Source organism: Pseudomonas sp. Y5-11, from assembly GCF_022368695.1.
GTDB classification, from domain to species: domain Bacteria; phylum Pseudomonadota; class Gammaproteobacteria; order Pseudomonadales; family Pseudomonadaceae; genus Aquipseudomonas; species Aquipseudomonas parakoreensis.
On record NZ_CP058974.1, the window covers coordinates 2,742,504 to 2,763,267 of the forward strand.

Genomic DNA, 20,764 nt, shown 5'->3' on the forward strand with positions numbered 1-20,764 from the left:
GTTTCAGCCACTGCGATCACTGTGGGAGCGGGCTTGCCCGCGAAGGGGCCGGTTGCCTCAACACTTAATTTTCAGGATGTCCCCATGCACCAACTGATCCTCGGCGGCGCCCGCTCCGGCAAAAGTCGCCTGGCGGAAAAACTCGCCAGCGACAGCCAGCTGGCGGTCACTTACATCGCCACCAGCCAGCCGCTGGACGGTGAAATGAACGAGCGGGTCGCTCATCACCGCGCCCGGCGTCCGGCCGAATGGGCACTGATCGAAGAACCCGTAGAACTGGCCCGCGCCCTGCGTGAAAACGCCGGCGCCGAGCGTTGCCTGTTGGTGGACTGCCTGACCCTGTGGCTGACCAATCTGCTGATGCTCGATGACGTCGCGCGGCTCGCCGCCGAGCGTGAAGCCCTGCTGGACGGCCTGGCGTCATTGCCGGGAGAAATCATTTTTGTCAGCAACGAGACCGGAATGGGTGTCGTGCCGCTGGGCGAATTGACTCGCCGCTACGTCGATGAAGCCGGTTGGCTGCATCAAGCTCTGGCCGAGCGTTGTCAGCGAGTCGTCCTGACCGTCGCCGGCCTGCCCCTGACCCTGAAAGGACCTGCGTTATGACTCAAGCGTGGTGGTTGAACCCGTGCCAATCCGTGAATGCCGAGATCGTTGAACAAGCGGCGGCGCGCCAGCAGCAACTGACCAAACCGGCCGGCTCCCTCGGTCGCCTCGAAAGCGTGGCGGTGCAATTGGCCGGATTGCAGGGGCAGATCAAACCGACCCTCAAGCAGGTCTGGATCGCGATTTTTGCCGGTGATCACGGTGTGGTCGCGGAAGGTGTTTCCGCATTTCCGCAGGAAGTCACCGGGCAGATGCTGCTCAACTTCGTCAGCGGCGGTGCGGCGATCAGCGTGCTGGCGCGCCAGCTCGATGCGCAGCTGGAAGTAGTCGATCTGGGCACCGTGACACCGACGTTGAATCTGCCGGGCGTGCGTCATCTGAACATCGGCCCGGGCACGGCGAACTTCGCCAAAGGCGCGGCGATGACCCAGGCGCAGGGCGAACTCGCCTTGCAGGCCGGTCGTGACAGTGTGCTGCGAGCCAAAGCGGCCGGCGCACAGTTGTTCATCGGCGGCGAAATGGGCATCGGCAACACCACTGCCGCCAGTGCGCTGGCGTGTGCCTTGCTCGATTGCCCGGTGGCGCACCTGACCGGTCCCGGCACCGGGTTGAACGCCGAAGGCGTCAGCCATAAAGCACAAGTGATCGAGCGCGCACTGGCGCTGCACGCGGCGCAACGTGGCGATGCGCTGCAAACCCTGTTCAACCTCGGCGGTTTTGAAATTGCCGCACTGGTCGGCGCGTACCTGGCTTGTGCGCAGGAAGGCGTCGCGGTGCTGGTCGACGGCTTTATCTGCACGGTCGCTGCGTTGGTCGCGGTGCGGCTAAATCCGGCCTGCCGCGAGTGGCTGCTGTTCGGCCATCGTGGCGCCGAGCCGGGCCATCGTCACGTGCTGGAAACCCTCAATGCCGAACCGCTGCTGGAACTCGGTTTGCGTCTGGGCGAGGGCAGCGGGGCGGCGTTGGCTGTGCCGCTGTTGCGTCTGGCCTGCGACCTGCACGGGCAGATGGCGACGTTCGCTGAAGCGGCGGTAGCGGATCGTCCGGCATGACGTTGCGTCTGGACCTGCTGCGCCACGGTGAGACTGAGCTGGGCGGTGGGCTGCGCGGCAGTCTCGATGATGCGCTCACTGAAAAAGGTTGGGCGCAGATGCGTGCGGCGGTGATCGCGGGGGGGCCGTGGGACCGACTGGTCAGTTCGCCGCTGCAGCGTTGTGCGCGGTTTGCCGCCGACCTGGGCAAGCAGTTGGGGCTGCCGGTTCATTTGGATAAAGATCTGCAAGAACTGCATTTCGGTGCCTGGGAAGGGCAGAGCGCAGTGGCACTGATGGAGACCGATGCCGAGGCGCTGGGGTTGTTCTGGGCCGATCCGTATGCGTTCACGCCGCCACAGGGTGAGCCGGTCAGTGATTTTGCGGCGCGCGTGCTGGGCGCGGTTGCGCGGTTGCATCAGGCCTATGCTGGTGAACGCGTTCTGCTGATCAGTCATGGCGGGGTGATGCGTCTGTTGCTGGCGCAGGCGCGAGGTTTGCCGCGTGAGCAGTTGCTCAATGTCGAAGTCGCGCATGCTTCGCTGTTCGCGCTCAGCGTCGAGGCCGATGGCGTGCTCAAGGAAGGTCACTGAGATGCTGCCACTGTGGATCGCCCTGCAATTTCTCAGCAGCCTGCCGATTCGTCTGCCGGGGATGCCGGAGCCGCAACAACTCGGGCGTTCGCTGCTGTTTTATCCGTTGGTGGGGCTGCTGTTCGGGGTGATCCTCTGGGCATTCAACCTGGTATTGGCCGGCGCGCCGTTGTTGTTGCATGCGGCGCTGTTGCTGGCGGTGTGGGTGCTGCTCAGCGGCGCGCTGCATCTGGATGGTCTGGCTGACAGCGCCGACGCCTGGCTTGGTGGTTTCGGTGATCGTGAGCGCACGCTGACGATCATGAAGGATCCGCGCAGCGGGCCGATTGCCGTGGTGACGCTGGTGTTGGTGTTGCTGCTGAAGTTTTGCGCGTTGCTGGCGCTGGTCGAGCAAGGGCACGCGGTGATGTTGATCATCGTGCCGCTGCTGGGGCGCGCGGCGTTGCTGGGGCTGTTTCTGACTACGCCGTATGTTCGCGCGGGTGGGTTGGGGCAGGCGTTGGCTGATCATCTGCCGCGCCGGGCCGGTTGGTGGGTGCTGGGGGCAAGTGCGCTGGCCTGCTTGCTGATTGCCGGGGTGAAAGCGATTGTTGCGCTGGTTGTCGCGTTCGTCGGGTTTGTCTGGCTGCGGCAGGTGATGATGCGGCGGTTGGGCGGGACCACGGGCGATACGGCGGGAGCATTGCTGGAATTGCTGGAGGTGGCGGTGCTGGTTGGGGTTGTGTTGGTCTGACAGGTGCCTGTTGCCTGTTCGGACCTCATCGCTGGCAAGCCAGCTCCCACAGGTATTGGGGCGTTTGCAGATTTTTTGAACACTTGCAAAAAACTGTGGGAGCTGGCTTGCCAGCGATGGGGATGTGTCAGACGCCACAATCCTTATTGATAAACTCATGTGTAACTTGATTTAACACAGTCGCGGGTATATACACGCATCATGCTTCCTTCTCAGTGTTTGTGCACCAACCTGCGTCGCGCCGCTCGTGGCGTCAGCAGGCATTACGACGGCGCTCTCGACGGCTTCGGGATCAACGTTGCCCAGTATTCTTTGCTGTGCAACCTGCAGCGTCTGGATCAACCGAGCATCTCGGAACTGGCCGAAGCCATGGGCCTGGATCGCAGCACTTTGGGGCGCAACCTGCGGGTACTCGAAGGCGAGGGCCTGGTGGCGCTGGCTGAGGGCGAGGACATGCGCAACCGCATCGTCCGGCTCACCGAAACCGGTGCACAGCGCCTTGCGGCAGCGCTGCCGGCCTGGGAAGCGGCGCAACAGCGATTGATCGATCGCCTGGGCGCCGAGAAGCGTGAAACCTTGCTGCGACTGTTGGATGAACTGGCCTGAGGGCCGGTTTTTCCGGATTTAAGCGGGTATATACCCGCGAACGGAGAATAATAATGACATCGATGTGGCGTACGTGCGGTTGGGTGTTGCTGGGAAGTGCGCTGATTCTGGCGTTGTCATTGGGCGTGCGACACGGCTTCGGTCTGTTCCTGTCGCCGATGAGTGCGCAGTTCGGCTGGGGGCGCGAAGTGTTCGCCTTCGCCATTGCCTTGCAGAATCTGATCTGGGGTCTGGCGCAGCCGTTCACTGGCGCGCTGGCTGACCGATTCGGTGCGGCCAAAGTGGTGCTGGTCGGCGGCGTACTCTACGCCCTGGGCTTGGTGTGCATGGGCCTGTCCGATTCGGCGCTGACCTTGTCGCTGAGTGCGGGTCTATTGATCGGTATCGGCCTGTCCGGCACCTCGTTTTCGGTGATCCTCGGCGTGGTCGGGCGTGCGGTGCCGCCGGAAAAACGCAGCATGGGCATGGGCATTGCCAGTGCCGCCGGCTCCTTCGGTCAATTTGCGATGTTGCCGGGCACACTGGGTTTGATCGGCTGGCTCGGCTGGTCGGCGGCGTTGCTGGTGCTGGGCCTGCTGGTGGCGCTGATCGTGCCGCTGGTGAGCATGCTCAAGGACAAGCCGCTGCCGGTGCTGGGCCATGAGCAGTCCTTGTCTGAAGCACTGCGCGAAGCCTGTTCGCACTCGGGCTTCTGGCTGTTGGCATTCGGCTTTTTCGTCTGCGGCTTCCAGGTGGTGTTCATTGGTGTGCATCTGCCGGCCTATCTGGTTGATCAACATCTGCCGGCAACCGTCGGCACCACGGTGCTGGCGCTGATCGGTCTGTTCAATATCTTCGGCACTTACACTGCCGGCTGGCTCGGCGGGCGCATGTCCAAGCCGCGTCTGTTGACGGCGTTGTACCTGTTGCGTGCAGTGGTGATCGTGCTGTTCCTGTGGCTGCCGGTGACGACGACTTCGGCGTACCTGTTCGGCATGGCCATGGGCTTCCTGTGGCTGTCGACGGTGCCGTTGACCAACGGCACGGTGGCGACCTTGTTTGGTGTGCGCAATCTGTCCATGCTCGGCGGTATCGTGTTCCTCTTTCATCAACTTGGCTCGTTCCTCGGCGGCTGGCTGGGTGGCGTGGTGTATGACCGTACCGGGAGTTATGACTTGATCTGGCAAGTGGCGATTCTCTTGAGTCTGCTGGCGGCCGCGCTGAACTGGCCGGTACGCGAGCGTCCGGTGGCGCGTCTGCAGCCGGCGGTCGGCGCCGTATGAAGCGTTCCTGGCCGCGCATCGTCTTTACCGCACTCGGCGCGCTGTTGCTGGCGCTGGTGTGGTGGGGCTGGCATCAGGGCGGCCTGGCGTTGATGCAGTTGGGCCTGGGCGCTTGCTTGTAGGCTTGGATGGCGAGTAACGTCGGGAGTCTGATGACTGCTCAAAGGATGCCCGACATGCTCATGCGCTGGTGTGCTGTACCTGCGTTGCTGATGGCGTTGACCGGACTGGCCCAGGCGGCTGATTGCCCGGAGGCGCTGCAAGGTTCGTTGCCCAAGTTGCGCGCAAAGGAATCCGTCGATCTGTGCCAGCGCTACGCCGGCAAACCACTGGTGGTGATCAATACCGCCAGTTTCTGTGGCTTCGCCCCCCAGTTCGAGGGCCTCGAAGCGCTCAATCAGCATTACAAGGCGCAAGGCCTGGAAATGCTCGGCGTGCCGTCCAATGACTTCAAGCAGGAGTCCAAGGACAGCGCCGAAACCGCCAAGGTCTGCTACGCCAACTACGGCGTGACGTTCACCATGACCGAGCCGCAGAAGGTCCGAGGCGACGATGCGACTCATCTGTTCAAGGTGCTGGCCGAACAGAGCAGTGCGCCGAAGTGGAATTTCTATAAGTACGTGATTGATCGTCAGGGCAAGGTGATCGCGAATTTCTCCAGCCTGACCAAGCCGGATGATCCGGAGTTTATCGCGGCAGTTGAAAAGGCCATTGCCTCAAAACCACTGCAACCCTGACCCTGTAGGAGCTGCGGAACGCTGCGATCTTTTGATCTTAAAAAACAAGATCAAAAGATCGCAGCCTCGTTTCACTCGACAGCTCCTACAGGTTGTAAATCTCAGGCACAAAAAAGCCCCGCTTTCTGCAAAGAGAGCGGGGCTTTTCTGTGGGCGAGGGTTTAGCCTCGCCGTGCAGCATCAGAAGCGGTAGGTAGCGCCGACGCCGAAACCGTTTGCCGAGTTTTCATACTTGGCGTCGTAGGTCTGGCCACGATTGTTCTGGTTGTGGACCTTGACCGACTCTTCTTTCAGGTACGAGTAAGCCACGTCGATGGTCAAGTCTTCGGTCGGGCTCCAGCCGGCACCGATGCTGAAGATTGTGCGGTCGCCAGTAGGGATGCGTGGCGAGCGGTCGACGTTGTTGGTCGGCGACTGGTCGAAGGTCAGACCGGTACGCAGTACCCATTCCTTGTTCAGCTGGTACGAAGTACCCACGGCGTAAGCCCAGGAGTCGTGCCAGTTCTGCTCTTCAGTGATCTCGCCGAACTGACCGGCCAGCAGCGGCTGGACGCCGGAGTTTTCAACGGTGATCTTCTTCAGCTGGCTCCAGCGGGTCCAGGTCGAACCGGCGTAGACGTTCCAGCGATCATTGATCGCCTGAGTCACCGAGAAGTCCACCGATTCAGGTGTGGTGATCTTCAGCGAAGCGTCGTACTTCTGCTGGGCGCCCAGACCGACTGCGCCCAACACGCTGTAATTGACCTTGGTGTTGCCTTCGAGCTTGTAATCGACTTTCGAGTGGTAGGTCAGACCCAGACGCGTGGTGTCGGTGGCTTGTACCAGCACGCCGATGTTGTAGCCCAGCGCGGTGTCGTCACCCTTGATCTTGACCTTGCCGTCCGGCGCGGCCTGGGTGATCGACAGGTTGGATTCCAGCGTACCGTCGATACGGTTGATGGTCGGACCGAAACCGATCGACACCACATCGTTGAACTTGTAGCTGACAGTTGGCTGGAAAGTGATGACTTGTACTTCGGACTTGCTGCCGAAGTAACGGCCGCCAAAGCCTTTTTCATAGTCGGTAATCAGGCCGAACGGCACATAAACGCCGAGGCCGAATGCCCAATGCTCGTCGATCGGTTTGACGTAGAAGCCCATAGGTACGGAGGTGAAGGGCACCATGTCGCCTTTGTTGCTGCCGCCGTTAGGGCTGGAGCTGGCGTCGCTGATATCGGTCTTGGCATCGAGGAATGCAACACCGCCGGTGACTTGTTCACGCGTGAGGCGCGACATGCCGGCAGGGTTGCCATAAACAGTGCTTGCGTCGTCGGCAGAAGAGGATCGCCCAGCGTAACCAGTACCCATCCCGCTGATGCTGTGTTCGTTGATGGCAAAGCCAGCTGCGAAGATCTGGGTGGATGCCATGGTAACGGCGAGGCTAAGGGTGGTTTTGAGCATGACTTTTTTCATTATTAGAACTCCTGGTGATCACCGGGGCGAAAATTACCAACATTTTCGTTCCAGCGCTATAGTCCCTATGCCTTGAGTTAGAGCGGTTTTGTAGGACAATCCGACCAGATTCGCGACCTGTTGAGCGATCTTTCAAAACTCGCCAGTCAACAAGCGACCTGATTCACCGGTGAAACACACGTTTGCCAAGCGTAGGTGAAGTCGCGCAGACGGCCTTGCGGCTGGAAGGTCTGACGCCAGATTCGCGCCATGCCCAGCAGATCGCCCGGGGCGGGGAGGGTGGGGTGTTGTTCTTCTACCAGCAGCCAGGCGATGGCGGTGGCGTAACGCAGATTGACGGTCAATTCCAGGTGCGGGCCGCTAAGAAAAGCATGCTGGCTGGCGAGACCGCGAACAAGGCTCGCGCGCTCCGGATCCAGAGCCAGGTAGTGATCCCAAAGGGCTTGGTGGCGATGCTCGGCTATCCGGTAGAGGCCGTGGCCACGGCGGTCATGCAGGGCGGAGCCGAGGGCGGACTGACTGGCGGCGATTCCCAGCAGCAGGGATTCGGCGGTTGCGCAATGACGTCCCAGATAAATCAATGTGGGACGGATCACGTAGCGACACAGTTCGCTGGCAGCGATACCCATAATGCCCTCGATTCTTGTAATGGGGCGGCGAAACCTGAAGGGGCTTTGGCAGCGGTGGATCGACTCAGGCTCGCCGGAAGCGGATCAAGCCGCTTGAGTTGAAGTGTAGTGTCATATTCGCGACGTAAAGGCCTGTTTTTAAAATATTTCCAACAGCGAGCGAAAAGCGTTATATCCGATGGTGCTTAGGCACCGGCGGCTAAAAGCGAAACATCGGGCAATAAAAAACCCCGCATTGTGTGCGGGGTTTTTGCTTTTGCAGCCTTTTCGGCTCTCAGGCAATCAACGCCTGACGCGTACGATCAATAATGGCCTGCAGCGGCTCGGCGCTGGAGTATTGATCGGGGTACAGACGCTCGCTGTGGCGGGCGATTCCGTGTTCATTGACCACGGTGAAGCTGAAGCAGCCTTTGCGAGCGGCCATGATCAGGCAGTTCATTGGGGCAAAAGCGTTGGTTAGGGTGCGAATGGCATCCTGAGTCTGGATTTGAGTAGACATAGTTATTAGGTGTTCCTACAAATGACACGGATAAGAACCGTGCAACGTTAAAACGTTCCAGTAATGTCGACCACCATTGGTCGAACAAAGAACCCGACTGGAACAAAGCAGCCAGTTTGAAGCGCTATTAAGTTGGCGCGCTTGGGCTGGCAGGTAGGTACTTAGGAGGACAGGCAACACATCGAGGGCAGAGGTTCTGGGCCCGGGGTGAAGATCCTGATCAATTTGCAGGTTGGTTCGGTCAGAGTAAGTGGTCTTCGCAGCACCCTTTGCATTCATTCAAAGGCTGTGCTGGCGCAAGATTTACCTGGAAACCATCGAGGGGTCGTTCCCGCTTTTTTCGGTGAAGGGCTTCTGGGAAGAAGGTTGACCGTGGGGATGTGTTCGACCGGAATTGACTTTCAGCTTGGTACTAACGCCGCGGATAGTAACGGAACGTCCTGGGCAATGCAAACCCTGCGGCAAAAAAAGATTTCGGCCGGTGGCGCGAATCATGGGTGACAGGGCTGCCCTTCGCGAGCAGGCTCGCTCCCGCAGGAGAACAGGGATCCGAATGTGGGAGCGAGCCTGCTCGCGAAGAAGCCGTCCGTCGCCACAAAAGCGTGCAGTCCTGCCCATCGCCAACCCGCTTATCCACTGCTCAGGGTGCAAAACGACCCGAAAAAGCGCATCGATATAACCGGGTAACAGGTACTTGTGCACATTAGTTGCGCAGACGGTAACCTCACTGTCATATCAATCCTGACCCCGATGGCTGCCTGCATCAAAAGTTTAAGTCAATGAAAAATATCGTCTTTTTTTGTTGGTGAAAAAATCGTCAGTTTGACTGCGAGCCCCATTCCACAAGGCTTTGCGCGAGTTCGGAAGCGGTTGTCCACTGAGTTATCCACAGCTTCTGTGGATTGTCCCTAGCGCTTGCTCTAGCACGGGCGTGCCGGGTTTTTTTCGACTTTACCTGTACGAAAAAGAGAGTAGAGTGGCGCGCCTTCCGATCTGTCCCACAGTGTTTTATGAAGTTTCGCTCAGTATCAGACTCTGTTACCTCCGAACACCCTCGTGTTACCTCTCCCAAGCGATTTTCCGTGCGTGTGGCCGAATGGCTGCTCGACAGCCCGCGGCTGGGCGATAGCCGTAATGCCAAGCATCTGGCGGGGCGCCTGCTCAAGCAACCGGCACGCGAAGGCGTAGTCGCGGCGCAAAGTCGCCTCGGCCAATTGATGTGCCGCGAGTGTGGCAATGCCCGGGATCGGCGCATCGGCCAGGATCTGCTGCGCCAGGCCGCTCGCGCCGGCGACCGTCGTGCACAACGGGAACTCGGTCTGCTCGAAGACTGAGCTGTCCAACACCCCACGCCTTGGTTAACCTTCAGGCTTTATCGGATCGGCAGGAGTGGCTATGGCTATGGACTTGACCAGCGTGTTGCTCGGTCTGGCGGGCGCGGGATTACCGCTGCTGGCGCTGGCCTGGCAACTGCAGCGGCGGGCCAGCGACCGGCAAGCCGAGGCCGCCTTGCTCGAAGAGCGCCTGGCCATGGCGCAACTGGCGCAGGACGGGCTTAACGCGCAGTTGGAAGCCAGTCGCGATGAAATCGTCGACCTCGGCCAGGCCAATGCCGCCAGGCAGGCGGAGTTGGCGGCCCTGCGTCGCGAAGTCGAGTTGCTGCAGATCGAGCGCGATGACGCCCGTGACGCGTCCCACGCCTGGAACATCGAGCGCGCCAACAAAGAGGCCGAATTGCGTCGTCTCGACGCCCAGGCCGCGTCGCTCAACGCCGAACTGCGCGAGCAACAGGAAAGCCATCAACAACGCCTCAACGACCTGCAAGGCTCACGCGATGAGTTGCGCGCGCAGTTCGCCGAGCTGGCGGGGAAGATCTTCGATGAGCGTGAACAGCGCTTTGCCGAGACCAGTCAACAGCGCCTCGGCCAGTTGCTCGATCCACTGAAAGAGCGCATCCAGTCCTTCGAAAAACGCGTGGAAGAGAGCTATCAGGCCGAAGCCCGTGAACGCTTCTCGCTGGCCAAGGAACTGGAGCGCCTGCAAGCGCTTAACCTGCGCCTGAGTGATGAAGCGACCAACCTGACCCGCGCCCTCAAAGGCCAGAAAACCCAAGGCAACTGGGGTGAGTTGATTCTTGAGCGGGTGCTGGAGCACGCCGGTCTGGAGAAGGGCCGCGAGTACCAGACCCAGGTCAACCTCAAGGGGCCGGACGGCGAGCGCTTCCAGCCGGACGTGATCATTTACCTGCCGGGCGACAAACAGGTGGTGGTCGACTCCAAGGTCAGCCTCACGGCGTATCAGCAGTATGTCGCCGCTGAAGACGACACCCTCGGCCAGGTCGCGATCAAGCAGCACGTGCTGTCGCTGCGCAGTCACGTCAAAGGCCTGGCCGGAAAGGATTACAAGCGTCTGGAAGGCCTGCACAGCCTCGATTTCGTGTTGCTGTTCGTGCCGATCGAAGCGGCATTTTCCGCCGCTTTGCAAGCCGAGCCGACGTTGTTCCAGGAGGCATTCGACCGCAACATCGTGATCGTCAGTCCGACCACGTTGCTGGCGACGTTACGGGTGATCGACAGCCTGTGGAAGCAGGAGCGGCAGAGCCAGAACGCCCGGGAAATCGCCGAGCGTGCCGGCTGGCTGTACGACAAATTCGTGCTGTTCATTCAGGATCTGGACGAGGTCGGCAATCGTCTGCAACAGCTGGACAAGGCTTACAGCTCGGCGCGCAACAAACTCACGGAAGGGCGCGGTAACCTGGTCAGCCGCAGTGAGCAGCTCAAACTGCTCGGTGCGCGGGCCAGCAAGAGTCTACCGGCGGACTTGCTGGAACGGGCGATGACCGATGTCGACGGGCTGGTCGAACTGCCAGAGTAAAGAGCAAAAGATCGCAGCCTGCGGCAGCTCCTACAGGATGAATGCAAATCCCATGTAGGAGCTGCCGAAGGCTGCGATCTTTTGCTTTTACAGCGGCACATACCGACTCAACAACGCCCGCAATGCCGCCGGTTTCACCGGTTTGGCCAGATAATCCAGCCCTGCCGCATGCACCTGCGCCACCGTCTCCGGGCGGCCATCGGCGCTGATCACCACCCCCGGCACCGGCTCGCCTAACGTGGTGCGCAGCCACGCCATCAGCTCGGTTCCGGTATCGCCGTGGTCGAGGTGATAGTCGACCAGTGCCAGTTGCGGTCGTACGCCATCGTTGAGCAACGCCGCGCATTCCTCGCGATTGCGCGCCGTCCACACCTGACAGCCCCAGCGGGTGAGCAGGCTGTTCATGCCAATCAAAATGCTGTCTTCGTTGTCGATGCACAGCACTTGCGCGCCGCTGAGCAACTTGCCGTTCAACTCCACCGCGGCGCTTTGCGGCAGCGCTTGCGCCCGGGCCAATGGCACGCTGACACTGAACACGCTGCCGCGTCCCGGCCACGAACGTACGCGTAAGGTATGGCCGAGCACGCGACACAAACCGTCGGCAATCGCCAGGCCCAGGCCGAGGCCTTTTTCGGCGCGGGTCTGATGGCTGTCGAGGCGTTTGAACTCCTCGAAAATCACCTGTTGCTTGTCTTCCGGAATCCCCGGTCCGCGATCCCACACCTCCAGACACAGTTCACTGCCGCGTCGACGCACGCCCAGCAACACCGGCCCTTTGGCGTAGCGGAACGCGTTGGTCAGGAAGTTCTGCAAGATCCGCCGCAGCAGCTTGATGTCGCTGTCGATACGCAACTGGCTGCCGCGCACCCGGAACGTCAGCCCTTGTTCCTGTGCCAGCGCCTTGAATTCGGCGCCGAGGGTGTCGAACAGCTCGTTGACCGCGAACGGCTTGCGATCGGGGTTGATCTTGCCGTTCTCCAGGCGGGAAATATCCAGCAGGTCGCTGATCAGGTCTTCTGCCGAACGCAGCGAACTGTCGAGGTGTTGCACCAGTTTCTGCGCCTCGCTGCTCAAGCCGTCGTCCTGGTGGGAGAGGGCGGCAGAGAACAGGCGCGCGGCGTTTAGCGGCTGCATCAGGTCATGGCTGACGGCGGCGAGGAAACGGGTTTTCGACTGATTCGCGGCCTCGGCATGGCCCTTGGCTTCAGTCAGTGCAACGTTGAGCTGCGACAGCTCTTGGGTGCGCTCGCTGACCCGTTGCTCCAAACCTTCGTTGGCCTCGGTCAACGCCTGCTCGGCCTCGCGGAACGCAGTGATGTCGGTGAAACTCATGACGAAGCCGCCGCCGGGCATCGGGTTGCCGATCAGCTCGATCACCCGGCCGTTGGGGAACAAGCGTTCGGAGGTATGCGCACGGCCCTGACGCATCCAGTGCAGGCGCCGGGCAACGTGGACTTCCGCCTCGCCGGGGCCGCACAAGCCGCGTTCGGCGTTGTAGCGAATGATGTCGGCAATCGGCCGGCCGACGCTGATCAAACCGTCCGGGTAGTTGAATAGCTCCAGATAGCGCCGGTTCCACGCCACCAGTTTCAGCGACTGGTCGACCACGCTGATGCCTTGAGTGATGTTTTCGATCGCGCCTTGCAGCAAGGCGCGGTTGAATTGCAGGACTTCCGAAGCTTCGTCAGCGATTCGGACGACGTCCTCCAACTGCATTTCCCGACCTTCAATCGCGGCTTTTACCACCGCCCGTGTCGAAGAAGCGCCGAGTACGCCGGCCAACAAGCGTTCGGTGTGGGCGATCCATTCGCCGTCAGCATTCTGGTTCGGGTTGAAGCCCTTGCCCTGGCGGTAAGCGAAACGAATGAAGCTCTGTCGCGCGCGTTCTTCACCGACAAAGCGTGCCGCCAGTTGCAGCAAATCATCAATCTGCACCGCGAGCATCGAACGCGCACTCGGCCGCGCGCTGATTTCCTGACCGATGAAGCGCCCGGCCTGCCAGTGCTCCGAAACCCGTGTACGCGACAGCACCGAGACCCAGGCGAACAAGGTGAAGTTGCCCGCCAGTGACAGCACCACGCCTTGGGTCAGCGGGGTGATCGGCAGGTTCAGCGGGTTACTGTGCAGCCACGAAAGGCCGGGGAACGTGCTCAGCGACCAGCCGAGGCTGTGGGCGGCAATCGGCAGGATCAGCGTGTAAAACCAGAGGAATGTACCGGCGGCCAGACCGGCGAATACCCCACGGCGGTTGGCCTGCTTCCAGTACAGCGCGCCAAGCATCGCCGGTGCCAGTTGGGTGACGGCGGCGAAGGCGATCTGGCCGATGGTCGCCAGGCTCGCGGTGGAGCCGAGCAAACGGTAGCTGACGTAGGCCAGCAACAGAATCAGCACAATGCTCACCCGGCGCACCGAAAGCATCCACTGGCGGAACACTTCGAACGGGCGCTCGGCGTTGTTACGGCGCAGCAACCACGGCAAGAGCATGTCGTTGGAAACCATGGTCGACAGCGCCACACTGGCCACAATCACCATGCCGGTGGCCGCTGACGCACCGCCGATGAACGCCAGCAACGCCAGGGCCGGATGGGCCTGGGCCAGTGGCAGGCTGATCACGAAGGAGTCGGGCAGTACGTGGCTCGGCAGCATCATCTGCCCGGCGAGGGCGATCGGCACCACGAACAGCGCGGCCAGCGCCAGATAGGCCGGGAACACCCACTTGGCCAGACGCAGGTCCTGCGGGTCGATATTCTCCACCACCGTGACGTGAAACTGTCGTGGCAGGCAGATGATCGCCATCATCGCCACACCGGTCTGCACCACCATCGACGGCCAGTTGATGGTTTCTTTCCAGTATTGCTCCAGTCGTGGCGCGAGCATGGCCTGATTGAACAGGTCGTCGAAACCGTCATACAGGCCGAAGGTGACGAAGGCGCCGACAGCAAGAAAGGCGAACAGCTTGACCAGTGATTCAAAGGCAATCGCCAGCACCATGCCGCGGTGGTGCTCGGTGGCGTCGAGGTTGCGCGTACCGAAGACAATGGTGAACAGCGCCAGCACCAGCGACACGATCAGCGCGGTGTCCTGGGCGCGGGTGCCCATGGCGTCGGCACCGGCGCCGATCAACAGGTTCACGCCGAGGACGATGCCTTTGAGTTGCAGGGCGATATAAGGGAGGACGCCGACCAGGCAGATCAGCGCGACCACCACTGCCAGCGATTGCGATTTGCCGTAGCGCGCGGCGATGAAGTCGGCAATCGAGGTGATGTTCTCCTGTTTACTGATCATCACCATTTTCTGCAGGACCCACGGCGCGCCCAGCAGCAACAGGATCGGTCCGAGGTAGATCGGCAGGAATGACCACAGCTGTTCGGCGGCTTGGCCGACCGCGCCGAAGAACGTCCAACTGGTGCAATAAACCGCCAGCGACAGGCTGTACACCCACGCGCGCATCCGCGGCGGCAACGGCGTGCTGCGACGGTCGCCGTAGAAGGCGATGGCGAACATGATGGCCATATAGGCCAGGGCGACGGCGGCGATCAGCCCGGTGGACAGCGACATGCAACACTCCCGACAAAAGACTCCCCGGCAATCCTGCCCGGGCGGACAGTCTCGCATGAGTGCGGCGGTTAGTCAGTGTCGACCAAGGTCGTGGCGTGGCGGGGTGTCGCAGGTTTGAAACCGGGTGGTTTCTCGGGTGACCGGTCAGGCCCCATCGCTGGCAAGCCAGCTCCCACAAGGAACTCCAGTGGGCACATATTTTGTGAACATCACAGACCCTGTGGGAGCTGGCTTGCCAGCGAAAGCGTCAGTCCTGTCGCAGTGCGATATCGATCAGCCGATGCAGCTCATCCACCTCCAGCGCCGCCGCCGAAAACAGAATCCGGAACACCACCGGGGCCACCACCAGATTGATCAGATGATCAACGCTCGGCGCCGGCTCGTCAGGGTGACGCTCGATGATCGTCTGCAACTGCGCGCCAATGATCGTCACGCAATACCCCGGCGTGGCGCTGGCCTGCACGTCGCGCATCATGTGGCGCCCAGGCTCCGAACTCATTTCGTCCAGATATTGCTCGGCCCAGGCGCGGATATCACCGCGCAGTTCACCGGTCACCGCCGGTTCGCTGTCGGGGCGCATGCGGGCGAGGGCGACATCGGCGAGCAATGCTGCCAGATCACCCCAGCGCCGATAGATCGTCGACGGCGTGACCCCGGCGCGCGCCGCGATTTGCGGGACGGTCACGGTGCTGCGCTCCTGTTTTTGCAGAAGTGCGCGGACTGCCGAATGAATCGACTCTTGCACCCGGGCACTGCGGCCACCGGGGCGTAAACCTTCTTTAATAGCCATGCGCCAGACCTTAACACAAAGAATTTGCTTTAAGCCAAAGTCGAGCGCACACTCCGCAAAAGCAAAAAATTAGCTTTTGCGGAGTGTGCCCATGACCAGCCTTTCTTCCAACCGTGGCAGCCTGATTTTCCTGGCGATCACCTTACTCAGTTTCCTCGCCGCTTCCACAGCGCCGACGCCGTTGTATCACCTGTATCAGGATCAACTGCACTTCTCGGCAGCTGTGCTGACCCTGATTTTCGGCGTGTATGCGCTGAGTCTGCTGGCGGCGCTGTTGACGGTCGGATCGCTGTCCGATCACCTGGGGCGCAAGCCGGTGATTTTCACTGCCGTGCTGCTCAACGCGCTGGCGATGCTGCTGTTCATCAGCGCCGACAGTGTTGCCTGGCTGATCAGCGCCCGCGTGCTGCAGGGTTTTGCCACCGGCATGGCCACCGCTGTTTTGAGCGCCACACTGCTCGACACCGACCGCCAGCAAGGGCCGTTGATCAACAGCGTCGCACCGTTGCTCGGCATGGCGCTGGGCAGTATGGGCTGTGGCCTGCTCGCCGAATTCGCCCCGGCGCCGTTGCAACTGACTTACGGGTTGTTGCTGGCGCTGTTTGTGTTGCAGGCGGTGTATGTCTGGCGTCTGCTGGAAAGCGTCACCCCGCAATCCGGGGCTTGGGCTTCACTGCGGCCGACCCTGCATGTGCCGGTTCAGGCGCGTTCGACCTTATGGCGTGTGCTACCGCTGAACACCGCAACCTGGGCCCTCGGCGGCTTTTTTGCCTCACTGGCGCCGTCGCTGGTGCGCACCGCCACGGGCTCGACGTCGAACCTGATCGGCGGCGCGACCGTCTCGGCGTTGACCGTGACCGGGGCGCTGATGATTTTCACTTTGCGCAATCGTCCCGCCGGCAAAGCCCTGCAAATCGGCGCCAGTCTGCTGCCTGTCGGCGTGCTGCTGATTTTGCTTGGCGTGCACAGTGCCAGTCTGGCGCTGTTTTTCCTCGGCACACTGGTTGCCGGTTGCGGCTTTGGCTCGGGTTTCCTCGGCGCGGTGCGCAGCCTGGTGCCGTTGGCCCTGCCGCATGAACGGGCCGGTTTGATGTCGGCGTACTACGCGCTGAGTTATCTGGCGTTCTGCCTGCCGGCCTTGTTGGCCGGGCATTTGACCCGCGCCTATGGATTGCTGGCGACCACCGACGGCTACGGCGCCGGATTGATCGTCCTGGCCGTCACCGCGCTGTTGCTCAGCCTGCGCCCGCAAGCAGTGAAGGCTTGCAGCACTCCATAAACGCGGTGGTTTCAGTTACCTTTGTCCGGCCTTCTTTTCACGGATCGACAGATGAAGATTATCCGCAGCAAGTCGTTCACCGCCGAGCGTGCCTGGGGCGCGCTGGACATCGCCAACATGAACGGCATCACCACGCGCCTGCACTGGACCGATCAGCCGTACAAATGGCACGTCAACGATGGTGAGGAAGTGTTTGTGGTGCTCGATGGTCAGGTGCAGATGCGCTATCGCGAACAGGGTGAAGAAAAGCAGGCGCTGCTTGAGGTCGGCGACATTTTCTACGCTTCGGTCGGCACCGAGCACGTGGCACATCCGCAGGGCGCGGCGCGGATTCTAGTGATCGAAAGCGAAGGCAGTGTTTGACTGCTTATCTGTAAAGTAGATAACAGATAGAGAAATTACCCGTTATATAGATATTCGATTCGGTTCTACCATGGACTCAACCTCACCTGAGGACAGGAGTTCATGATGATTTGCCCCAACACTGCCAAACCCGGTATCAAGCCGTTCAGCCAGCTTCAGCATCCGCGTGAAGCGATCCGCCAATTCACCCCGAACTGGTTCGCCGCAACCATGGGCACCGGCGTGCTAGCCCTGGCGCTGGCGCAACTGCCGGTGGCGATCCCCGGGTTGCACGCGGTGGCCGAAGGGTTGTGGCTGTTCAACATTCTGTTGTTCACCTTATTTACCTTCGCCTATGCCGCGCGCTGGGTGCTGTTTTTCGATGAGGCGCGGCGAATCTTCGGCCACTCCACCGTATCGATGTTCTTCGGCACGATTCCCATGGGCCTGGCGACCATCATCAACGGTTTTCTGGTGTTTGGTCTGCCCCGCTGGGGCGATGGGGTGATTCATCTTGCCGAAGTGCTGTGGTGGCTCGATGTGGCGATGTCGCTGGCCTGCGGTGTGTTGATTCCGTACATGATGTTTACCCGTCAGGAACACAGCATCGACCAGATGACCGCCGTCTGGTTGTTGCCGGTGGTGGCGGCGGAAGTGGCGGCGGCCAGCGGCGGTTTGCTCGCGCCGCACTTGGCCGATGCCCACGCGCAACTGGTGGTGCTGACGACAAGCTACGTGCTTTGGGCATTCTCCCTGCCGGTGGCGTTCAGCATTCTGACCATCCTGTTGCTGCGCATGGCCTTGCATAAACTGCCGCATGAAAACATGGCCGCCTCGAGCTGGCTGGCCCTCGGCCCGATCGGTACCGGTGCATTGGGCATGTTGCTGCTGGGTAGCGATGCACCGGCGATCTTCGCCGCCAACGGCCTGCCGGGCATCGGTGAAATCGCTGCGGGCCTCGGGCTGATTGCCGGGATTACCCTGTGGGGCTTCGGCTTGTGGTGGATGTTGATGGCACTGCTGATCACCGCGCGTTACCTGCGTGACGGCATCCCGTTCAACCTCGGCTGGTGGGGCTTCACCTTCCCGCTGGGTGTGTACTCGCTGGCGACCCTCAAGCTTGCCAGCACGCTGAACCTCGGATTTTTCAGTGTGGTGGGCTGCGTGCTGGTAGCGTTGCTGGCAGTGATGTGGCTGATCGTCGGTAAACGCACCGTGCAAGGCGCGTGGCGCGGTGAGTTGTTTGTCTCGCCGTGTATTGCAGGTTTGAAGAAATAACCTGAAAAGTTTAGGTAAGGTGTGGCCTGGAGCGCCGATCGAGATTCCAATAAGCAGATCCAGGCCATTCTCTACCGACCTCAGGGAAACACGGAAGATGAGTCACCCCTCACAGTTCAACCTGCTTCGCACCCGGCGCTTCCTGCCGTTTTTCATCACGCAGTCGCTGGGCGCGTTCAATGACAACGTGTTCAAGCAGTCGCTGATTCTCGCCATTCTGTATCGGCTGACCATCGAGGGTGACCGTTCGATCTGGGTCAACCTGTGTGCGCTGCTGTTTATCCTGCCGTTCTTCCTGTTCTCGGCGCTGGCCGGGCAGTTCGGGGAAAAATTCGCCAAGGACGCGCTGATCCGTCTGATCAAACTCGCGGAAATCGCGATCATGGCCGTAGGATCGGTCGGTTTCCTCTTCGATCACCTGTCGCTGATGCTGGTCGCGCTCTTCGCCATGGGCACGCATTCGGCGCTGTTCGGGCCGGTGAAGTATTCAATCCTGCCGCAGGCATTGCGTGAGGATGAACTGGTTGGCGGCAACGGGCTGGTGGAGATGGGCACGTTTCTGGCGATTCTCGCCGGGACCATCGGCGCCGGCATCATCATGTCCTCGACCCATTACGCGCCACTGGTGTCGACGGCGATTGTCGGCATTGCCGTGCTGGGTTATCTCGCCAGTCGCGGCATTCCACGCGCTGCCGCGGCATCGCCGGAAATGCGCCTGAACTGGAACATCTTCAGCCAGTCCTGGGCCACCCTCAAACTCGGTCTGGGCCAGACCCCTGCAGTGTCGCGTTCGATTGTCGGCAACTCGTGGTTCTGGTTTGTCGGGGCGATTTACCTGACGCAGATCCCGGCCTACGCCAAGGAATGGATGCACGGCGACGAAACCGTGGTGACGCTGATTCTCACGGTGTTCTCGGTAGGCATTGCATTGGGTTCGATGCTGTGCGAGAAGCTCTCCGGGCGCAAGGTCGAGATCGGTCTGGTGCCGTTCGGTTCGTTCGGCCTGACCGTGTTTGGCCTGTTGCTGTGGTGGCATTCCGGGGGAATCCCGGAAAGCGTCACCGGCCACAGCTGGATCGAAGTGCTGGGCTTTGCGCATACCTGGGCGGTGCTGGTCGATATTCTCGGTCTCGGGATTTTTGGCGGCTTCTATATTGTGCCGCTGTACGCCTTGATCCAGTCGCGCACCGCCGAGAACGAGCGGGCGCGGGTGATTGCCGCCAACAACATTCTCAACGCCCTGTTTATGGTGGTGTCAGCGATCGTTTCGATCGTGTTGCTGAGTGTGGTCAAACTGTCGATTCCGCAATTGTTCCTGGTGGTGTCGCTGCTGAACATCGGCGTCAACGCCTACATCTTCAAGATCGTCCCCGAGTTCAGCATGCGTTTCATGATCTGGCTGCTCAGCCATTCCATGTACCGTGTCGAGCACCGCAACCTCGAGGCGATCCCGGACGAGGGCGCGGCATTGCTGGTGTGCAACCACGTGTCGTTCGTCGATGCCTTGCTGATTGGCGGCGCGGTGCGTCGGCCGATTCGCTTTGTCATGTACTACAAGATCTACAACCTGCCGGTACTGAACTTTATCTTCCGCACGGCGGGGACGATTCCGATCGCCGGACGCAACGAAGACATCCAGATCTACGAAAAGGCCTTCACCCGGATCGCCCAGTATCTGAAGGACGGTGAGCTGGTGTGCATCTTCCCGGAAGGCAAGTTGACCACTGACGGCGAGATCAACGAGTTCAAGGGCGGGCTGACGCGGATTCTCGAAGAAACCCCGGTGCCGGTGATTCCGCTGGCGTTGCAGGGGTTGTGGGGCAGTTTCTTCAGTCGTGATCCGAACAAGGGACTGTTCAAGCGGTTGTGGTCGCGGGTGACGTTGGTGGCCGGTTCGGCGGTGGCGGTGGAATCTGCGGAACCGGCGAAATTGCAGGGGTTGGTGGGGGCGTTGCGCGGGGCCGTCAGGTAATCGGTGATAGTGCTGGCCCCATCGCTGGCTTGCCAGCTCCCACAGGTTTTCTGGATTTACACAAGATTTGTGTTCACCGGAGATCCCTGTGGGAGCTGGCTTGCCAGCGATGGGGCCATTGGCTTAAGCGCTTACTTTAAGACCAATCAACCCGGTAATGATCAACGCCACACTGGCCAGCCGAATCAACGCCATCGACTCGCCAAACAGCATGATCCCGGCAATCACCGTGCCCACAGCGCCGACTCCGGTCCAGATCGCATAAGCCGTACCCAGCGGCAATTCCTTCATCGCCAGGCCCAGCAGGCCAAGGCTGATGGCCATGGCCGCCACGGTCAGGACGGTGGGGAGCGGGCGGGTGAAGCCGTCGGTGTACTTCAGGCCGACGGCCCAGCCGACTTCGAACAGGCCGGCGAAAAACAGAATGATCCAGGACATGAGAGACCTCCATCGATTGACGGGGCCGTCCCCAGATTGATAACTCGATCGAGCCGCAGGGTCGTCCCCGCGTAGCGCAACAGTC

Annotated in this window: 20 protein-coding genes; 14 read left to right on the forward strand and 6 right to left on the reverse strand. The window is 60.9% G+C overall.

The genetic code is table 11. The features are described from left to right. Window positions 1–84 precede the first annotated feature (84 nt). The 8 genes from cobU to HXW87_RS12375 all read left to right on the forward strand — a co-directional run bounded on the left by cobU (window position 85) and on the right by HXW87_RS12375 (window position 5,568). A complete protein-coding gene (gene cobU / locus HXW87_RS12345) occupies window positions 85–606 on the forward strand; it encodes a bifunctional adenosylcobinamide kinase/adenosylcobinamide-phosphate guanylyltransferase (protein ID WP_182401397.1) in 522 nt (173 codons plus the stop codon). Beyond that, window positions 603–1,658 (forward strand): nicotinate-nucleotide--dimethylbenzimidazole phosphoribosyltransferase, encoded by a 1,056-nt coding sequence (gene cobT, locus HXW87_RS12350; protein ID WP_182401399.1) that lies wholly within the window; start codon window positions 603–605, stop codon window positions 1,656–1,658. The genes cobU and cobT overlap by 4 nt, the downstream gene beginning before the upstream one ends. Then, the gene (gene cobC / locus HXW87_RS12355; RefSeq protein WP_182401401.1) at window positions 1,655–2,230 is read left to right on the forward strand and encodes an alpha-ribazole phosphatase family protein; all 576 of its coding nucleotides are present in this window, start codon (window positions 1,655–1,657) and stop codon (window positions 2,228–2,230) included. The genes cobT and cobC overlap by 4 nt, the downstream gene beginning before the upstream one ends. 1 nt (window position 2,231) lies before the next feature. Then, window positions 2,232–2,963: an adenosylcobinamide-GDP ribazoletransferase gene (locus tag HXW87_RS12360; RefSeq protein WP_239778985.1), complete on the forward strand. Its 732-nt coding sequence runs from the start codon at window positions 2,232–2,234 to the stop codon at window positions 2,961–2,963. Between the two features lie 201 nt (window positions 2,964–3,164). After that, on the forward strand, window positions 3,165–3,569 hold the full coding sequence (locus tag HXW87_RS12365) for a MarR family transcriptional regulator (RefSeq protein WP_007950413.1): 405 nt from the start codon (window positions 3,165–3,167) through the stop codon (window positions 3,567–3,569). Between the two features lie 53 nt (window positions 3,570–3,622). After that, complete coding sequence (locus HXW87_RS12370; protein ID WP_121184424.1) at window positions 3,623–4,831, forward strand: MFS transporter; 1,209 nt, start codon at window positions 3,623–3,625, stop codon at window positions 4,829–4,831. Next, window positions 4,828–4,953 carry a hypothetical protein gene (locus HXW87_RS29485; protein WP_275588967.1) on the forward strand — a complete coding sequence of 42 codons (126 nt, stop codon included), beginning with the start codon at window positions 4,828–4,830 and terminating at the stop codon, window positions 4,951–4,953. Before HXW87_RS12370 ends, HXW87_RS29485 begins: the two co-directional genes overlap by 4 nt. Window positions 4,954–5,007: 54 nt before the next feature. After that, window positions 5,008–5,568: a glutathione peroxidase gene (locus HXW87_RS12375; RefSeq protein WP_047292891.1), complete on the forward strand. Its 561-nt coding sequence runs from the start codon at window positions 5,008–5,010 to the stop codon at window positions 5,566–5,568. 180 nt (window positions 5,569–5,748) lie between these two features. Here the strand turns inward: HXW87_RS12375 and HXW87_RS12380 are convergent, their stop codons facing one another. The 3 genes from HXW87_RS12380 to HXW87_RS12390 form a co-directional block, all read right to left on the reverse strand. Next, on the reverse strand, window positions 5,749–7,020 hold the full coding sequence (locus tag HXW87_RS12380) for an outer membrane protein transport protein (protein WP_239778986.1): 1,272 nt from the start codon (window positions 7,018–7,020) through the stop codon (window positions 5,749–5,751). Window positions 7,021–7,166: 146 nt separating this feature from the next. Beyond that, entirely contained in the window at window positions 7,167–7,649 is a 483-nt protein-coding gene (locus HXW87_RS12385; protein ID WP_041074321.1) for a hypothetical protein, read from the reverse strand. Between the two features lie 274 nt (window positions 7,650–7,923). Continuing rightward, window positions 7,924–8,148 carry a hypothetical protein gene (locus HXW87_RS12390; RefSeq protein WP_007962908.1) on the reverse strand — a complete coding sequence of 75 codons (225 nt, stop codon included), beginning with the start codon at window positions 8,146–8,148 and terminating at the stop codon, window positions 7,924–7,926. Window positions 8,149–9,158: 1,010 nt separating this feature from the next. Here HXW87_RS12390 and HXW87_RS12395 point away from each other — a divergent pair. Together HXW87_RS12395 and rmuC are read left to right on the forward strand one after the other, a co-directional pair. Then, entirely contained in the window at window positions 9,159–9,482 is a 324-nt protein-coding gene (locus tag HXW87_RS12395) for a sel1 repeat family protein (RefSeq protein WP_084234297.1), read from the forward strand. A gap of 175 nt (window positions 9,483–9,657) precedes the next feature. Continuing rightward, on the forward strand, window positions 9,658–11,022 hold the full coding sequence (gene rmuC / locus HXW87_RS12400) for a DNA recombination protein RmuC (protein ID WP_239779151.1): 1,365 nt from the start codon (window positions 9,658–9,660) through the stop codon (window positions 11,020–11,022). A gap of 87 nt (window positions 11,023–11,109) precedes the next feature. Here the strand turns inward: rmuC and HXW87_RS12405 are convergent, their stop codons facing one another. Next, on the reverse strand, window positions 11,110–14,580 hold the full coding sequence (locus tag HXW87_RS12405) for a PAS domain-containing hybrid sensor histidine kinase/response regulator (RefSeq protein ID WP_239778987.1): 3,471 nt from the start codon (window positions 14,578–14,580) through the stop codon (window positions 11,110–11,112). A gap of 247 nt (window positions 14,581–14,827) precedes the next feature. Next, the gene (locus tag HXW87_RS12410; protein WP_239778988.1) at window positions 14,828–15,370 is read right to left on the reverse strand and encodes a TetR/AcrR family transcriptional regulator; all 543 of its coding nucleotides are present in this window, start codon (window positions 15,368–15,370) and stop codon (window positions 14,828–14,830) included. A 91-nt stretch (window positions 15,371–15,461) separates the two neighbouring features. Between HXW87_RS12410 and HXW87_RS12415 the strand changes: the two genes are divergently transcribed. From HXW87_RS12415 to HXW87_RS12430, 4 genes are all read left to right on the forward strand, one after another. Beyond that, the gene (locus tag HXW87_RS12415; protein WP_239778989.1) at window positions 15,462–16,649 is read left to right on the forward strand and encodes an MFS transporter; all 1,188 of its coding nucleotides are present in this window, start codon (window positions 15,462–15,464) and stop codon (window positions 16,647–16,649) included. Between the two features lie 51 nt (window positions 16,650–16,700). Beyond that, a complete protein-coding gene (locus HXW87_RS12420; RefSeq protein ID WP_097087529.1) occupies window positions 16,701–17,012 on the forward strand; it encodes a cupin in 312 nt (103 codons plus the stop codon). 105 nt (window positions 17,013–17,117) lie between these two features. Further along, entirely contained in the window at window positions 17,118–18,269 is a 1,152-nt protein-coding gene (locus tag HXW87_RS12425; protein WP_239778990.1) for a TDT family transporter, read from the forward strand. A 97-nt stretch (window positions 18,270–18,366) separates the two neighbouring features. Then, complete coding sequence (locus HXW87_RS12430) at window positions 18,367–20,241, forward strand: MFS transporter (RefSeq protein WP_095667127.1); 1,875 nt, start codon at window positions 18,367–18,369, stop codon at window positions 20,239–20,241. Window positions 20,242–20,364: 123 nt separating this feature from the next. On the opposite strand, the gene sugE is transcribed toward HXW87_RS12430, so the two are convergent. Beyond that, a complete protein-coding gene (sugE, locus tag HXW87_RS12435; RefSeq protein ID WP_047292910.1) occupies window positions 20,365–20,679 on the reverse strand; it encodes a quaternary ammonium compound efflux SMR transporter SugE in 315 nt (104 codons plus the stop codon). Window positions 20,680–20,764: the final 85 nt, after the last annotated feature.

Excerpts from the sequence above, each read along its gene's own strand:
- cobU (WP_182401397.1), top strand. The coding sequence starts at position 85 with ATGCACCAACTGATCCTCGGCGGCGCCCGCTCCGGCAAAAGTCGCCTG.
- cobT (WP_182401399.1), top strand. The coding sequence starts at position 603 with ATGACTCAAGCGTGGTGGTTGAACCCGTGCCAATCCGTGAATGCCGAG.
- cobC (WP_182401401.1), top strand. The coding sequence starts at position 1,655 with ATGACGTTGCGTCTGGACCTGCTGCGCCACGGTGAGACTGAGCTGGGC.
- HXW87_RS12360 (WP_239778985.1), top strand. The coding sequence starts at position 2,232 with ATGCTGCCACTGTGGATCGCCCTGCAATTTCTCAGCAGCCTGCCGATT.
- HXW87_RS12365 (WP_007950413.1), top strand. The coding sequence starts at position 3,165 with ATGCTTCCTTCTCAGTGTTTGTGCACCAACCTGCGTCGCGCCGCTCGT.
- HXW87_RS12370 (WP_121184424.1), top strand. The coding sequence starts at position 3,623 with ATGACATCGATGTGGCGTACGTGCGGTTGGGTGTTGCTGGGAAGTGCG.
- HXW87_RS29485 (WP_275588967.1), top strand. The coding sequence starts at position 4,828 with ATGAAGCGTTCCTGGCCGCGCATCGTCTTTACCGCACTCGGCGCGCTG.
- HXW87_RS12375 (WP_047292891.1), top strand. The coding sequence starts at position 5,008 with ATGCTCATGCGCTGGTGTGCTGTACCTGCGTTGCTGATGGCGTTGACC.
- HXW87_RS12380 (WP_239778986.1), bottom strand. The coding sequence starts at position 7,020 with ATGAAAAAAGTCATGCTCAAAACCACCCTTAGCCTCGCCGTTACCATG.
- HXW87_RS12385 (WP_041074321.1), bottom strand. The coding sequence starts at position 7,649 with ATGGGTATCGCTGCCAGCGAACTGTGTCGCTACGTGATCCGTCCCACA.
- HXW87_RS12390 (WP_007962908.1), bottom strand. The coding sequence starts at position 8,148 with ATGTCTACTCAAATCCAGACTCAGGATGCCATTCGCACCCTAACCAAC.
- HXW87_RS12395 (WP_084234297.1), top strand. The coding sequence starts at position 9,159 with ATGAAGTTTCGCTCAGTATCAGACTCTGTTACCTCCGAACACCCTCGT.
- HXW87_RS12405 (WP_239778987.1), bottom strand. The coding sequence starts at position 14,580 with ATGTCGCTGTCCACCGGGCTGATCGCCGCCGTCGCCCTGGCCTATATG.
- HXW87_RS12410 (WP_239778988.1), bottom strand. The coding sequence starts at position 15,370 with ATGGCTATTAAAGAAGGTTTACGCCCCGGTGGCCGCAGTGCCCGGGTG.
- HXW87_RS12415 (WP_239778989.1), top strand. The coding sequence starts at position 15,462 with ATGACCAGCCTTTCTTCCAACCGTGGCAGCCTGATTTTCCTGGCGATC.
- HXW87_RS12420 (WP_097087529.1), top strand. The coding sequence starts at position 16,701 with ATGAAGATTATCCGCAGCAAGTCGTTCACCGCCGAGCGTGCCTGGGGC.
- HXW87_RS12425 (WP_239778990.1), top strand. The coding sequence starts at position 17,118 with ATGATTTGCCCCAACACTGCCAAACCCGGTATCAAGCCGTTCAGCCAG.
- HXW87_RS12430 (WP_095667127.1), top strand. The coding sequence starts at position 18,367 with ATGAGTCACCCCTCACAGTTCAACCTGCTTCGCACCCGGCGCTTCCTG.
- sugE (WP_047292910.1), bottom strand. The coding sequence starts at position 20,679 with ATGTCCTGGATCATTCTGTTTTTCGCCGGCCTGTTCGAAGTCGGCTGG.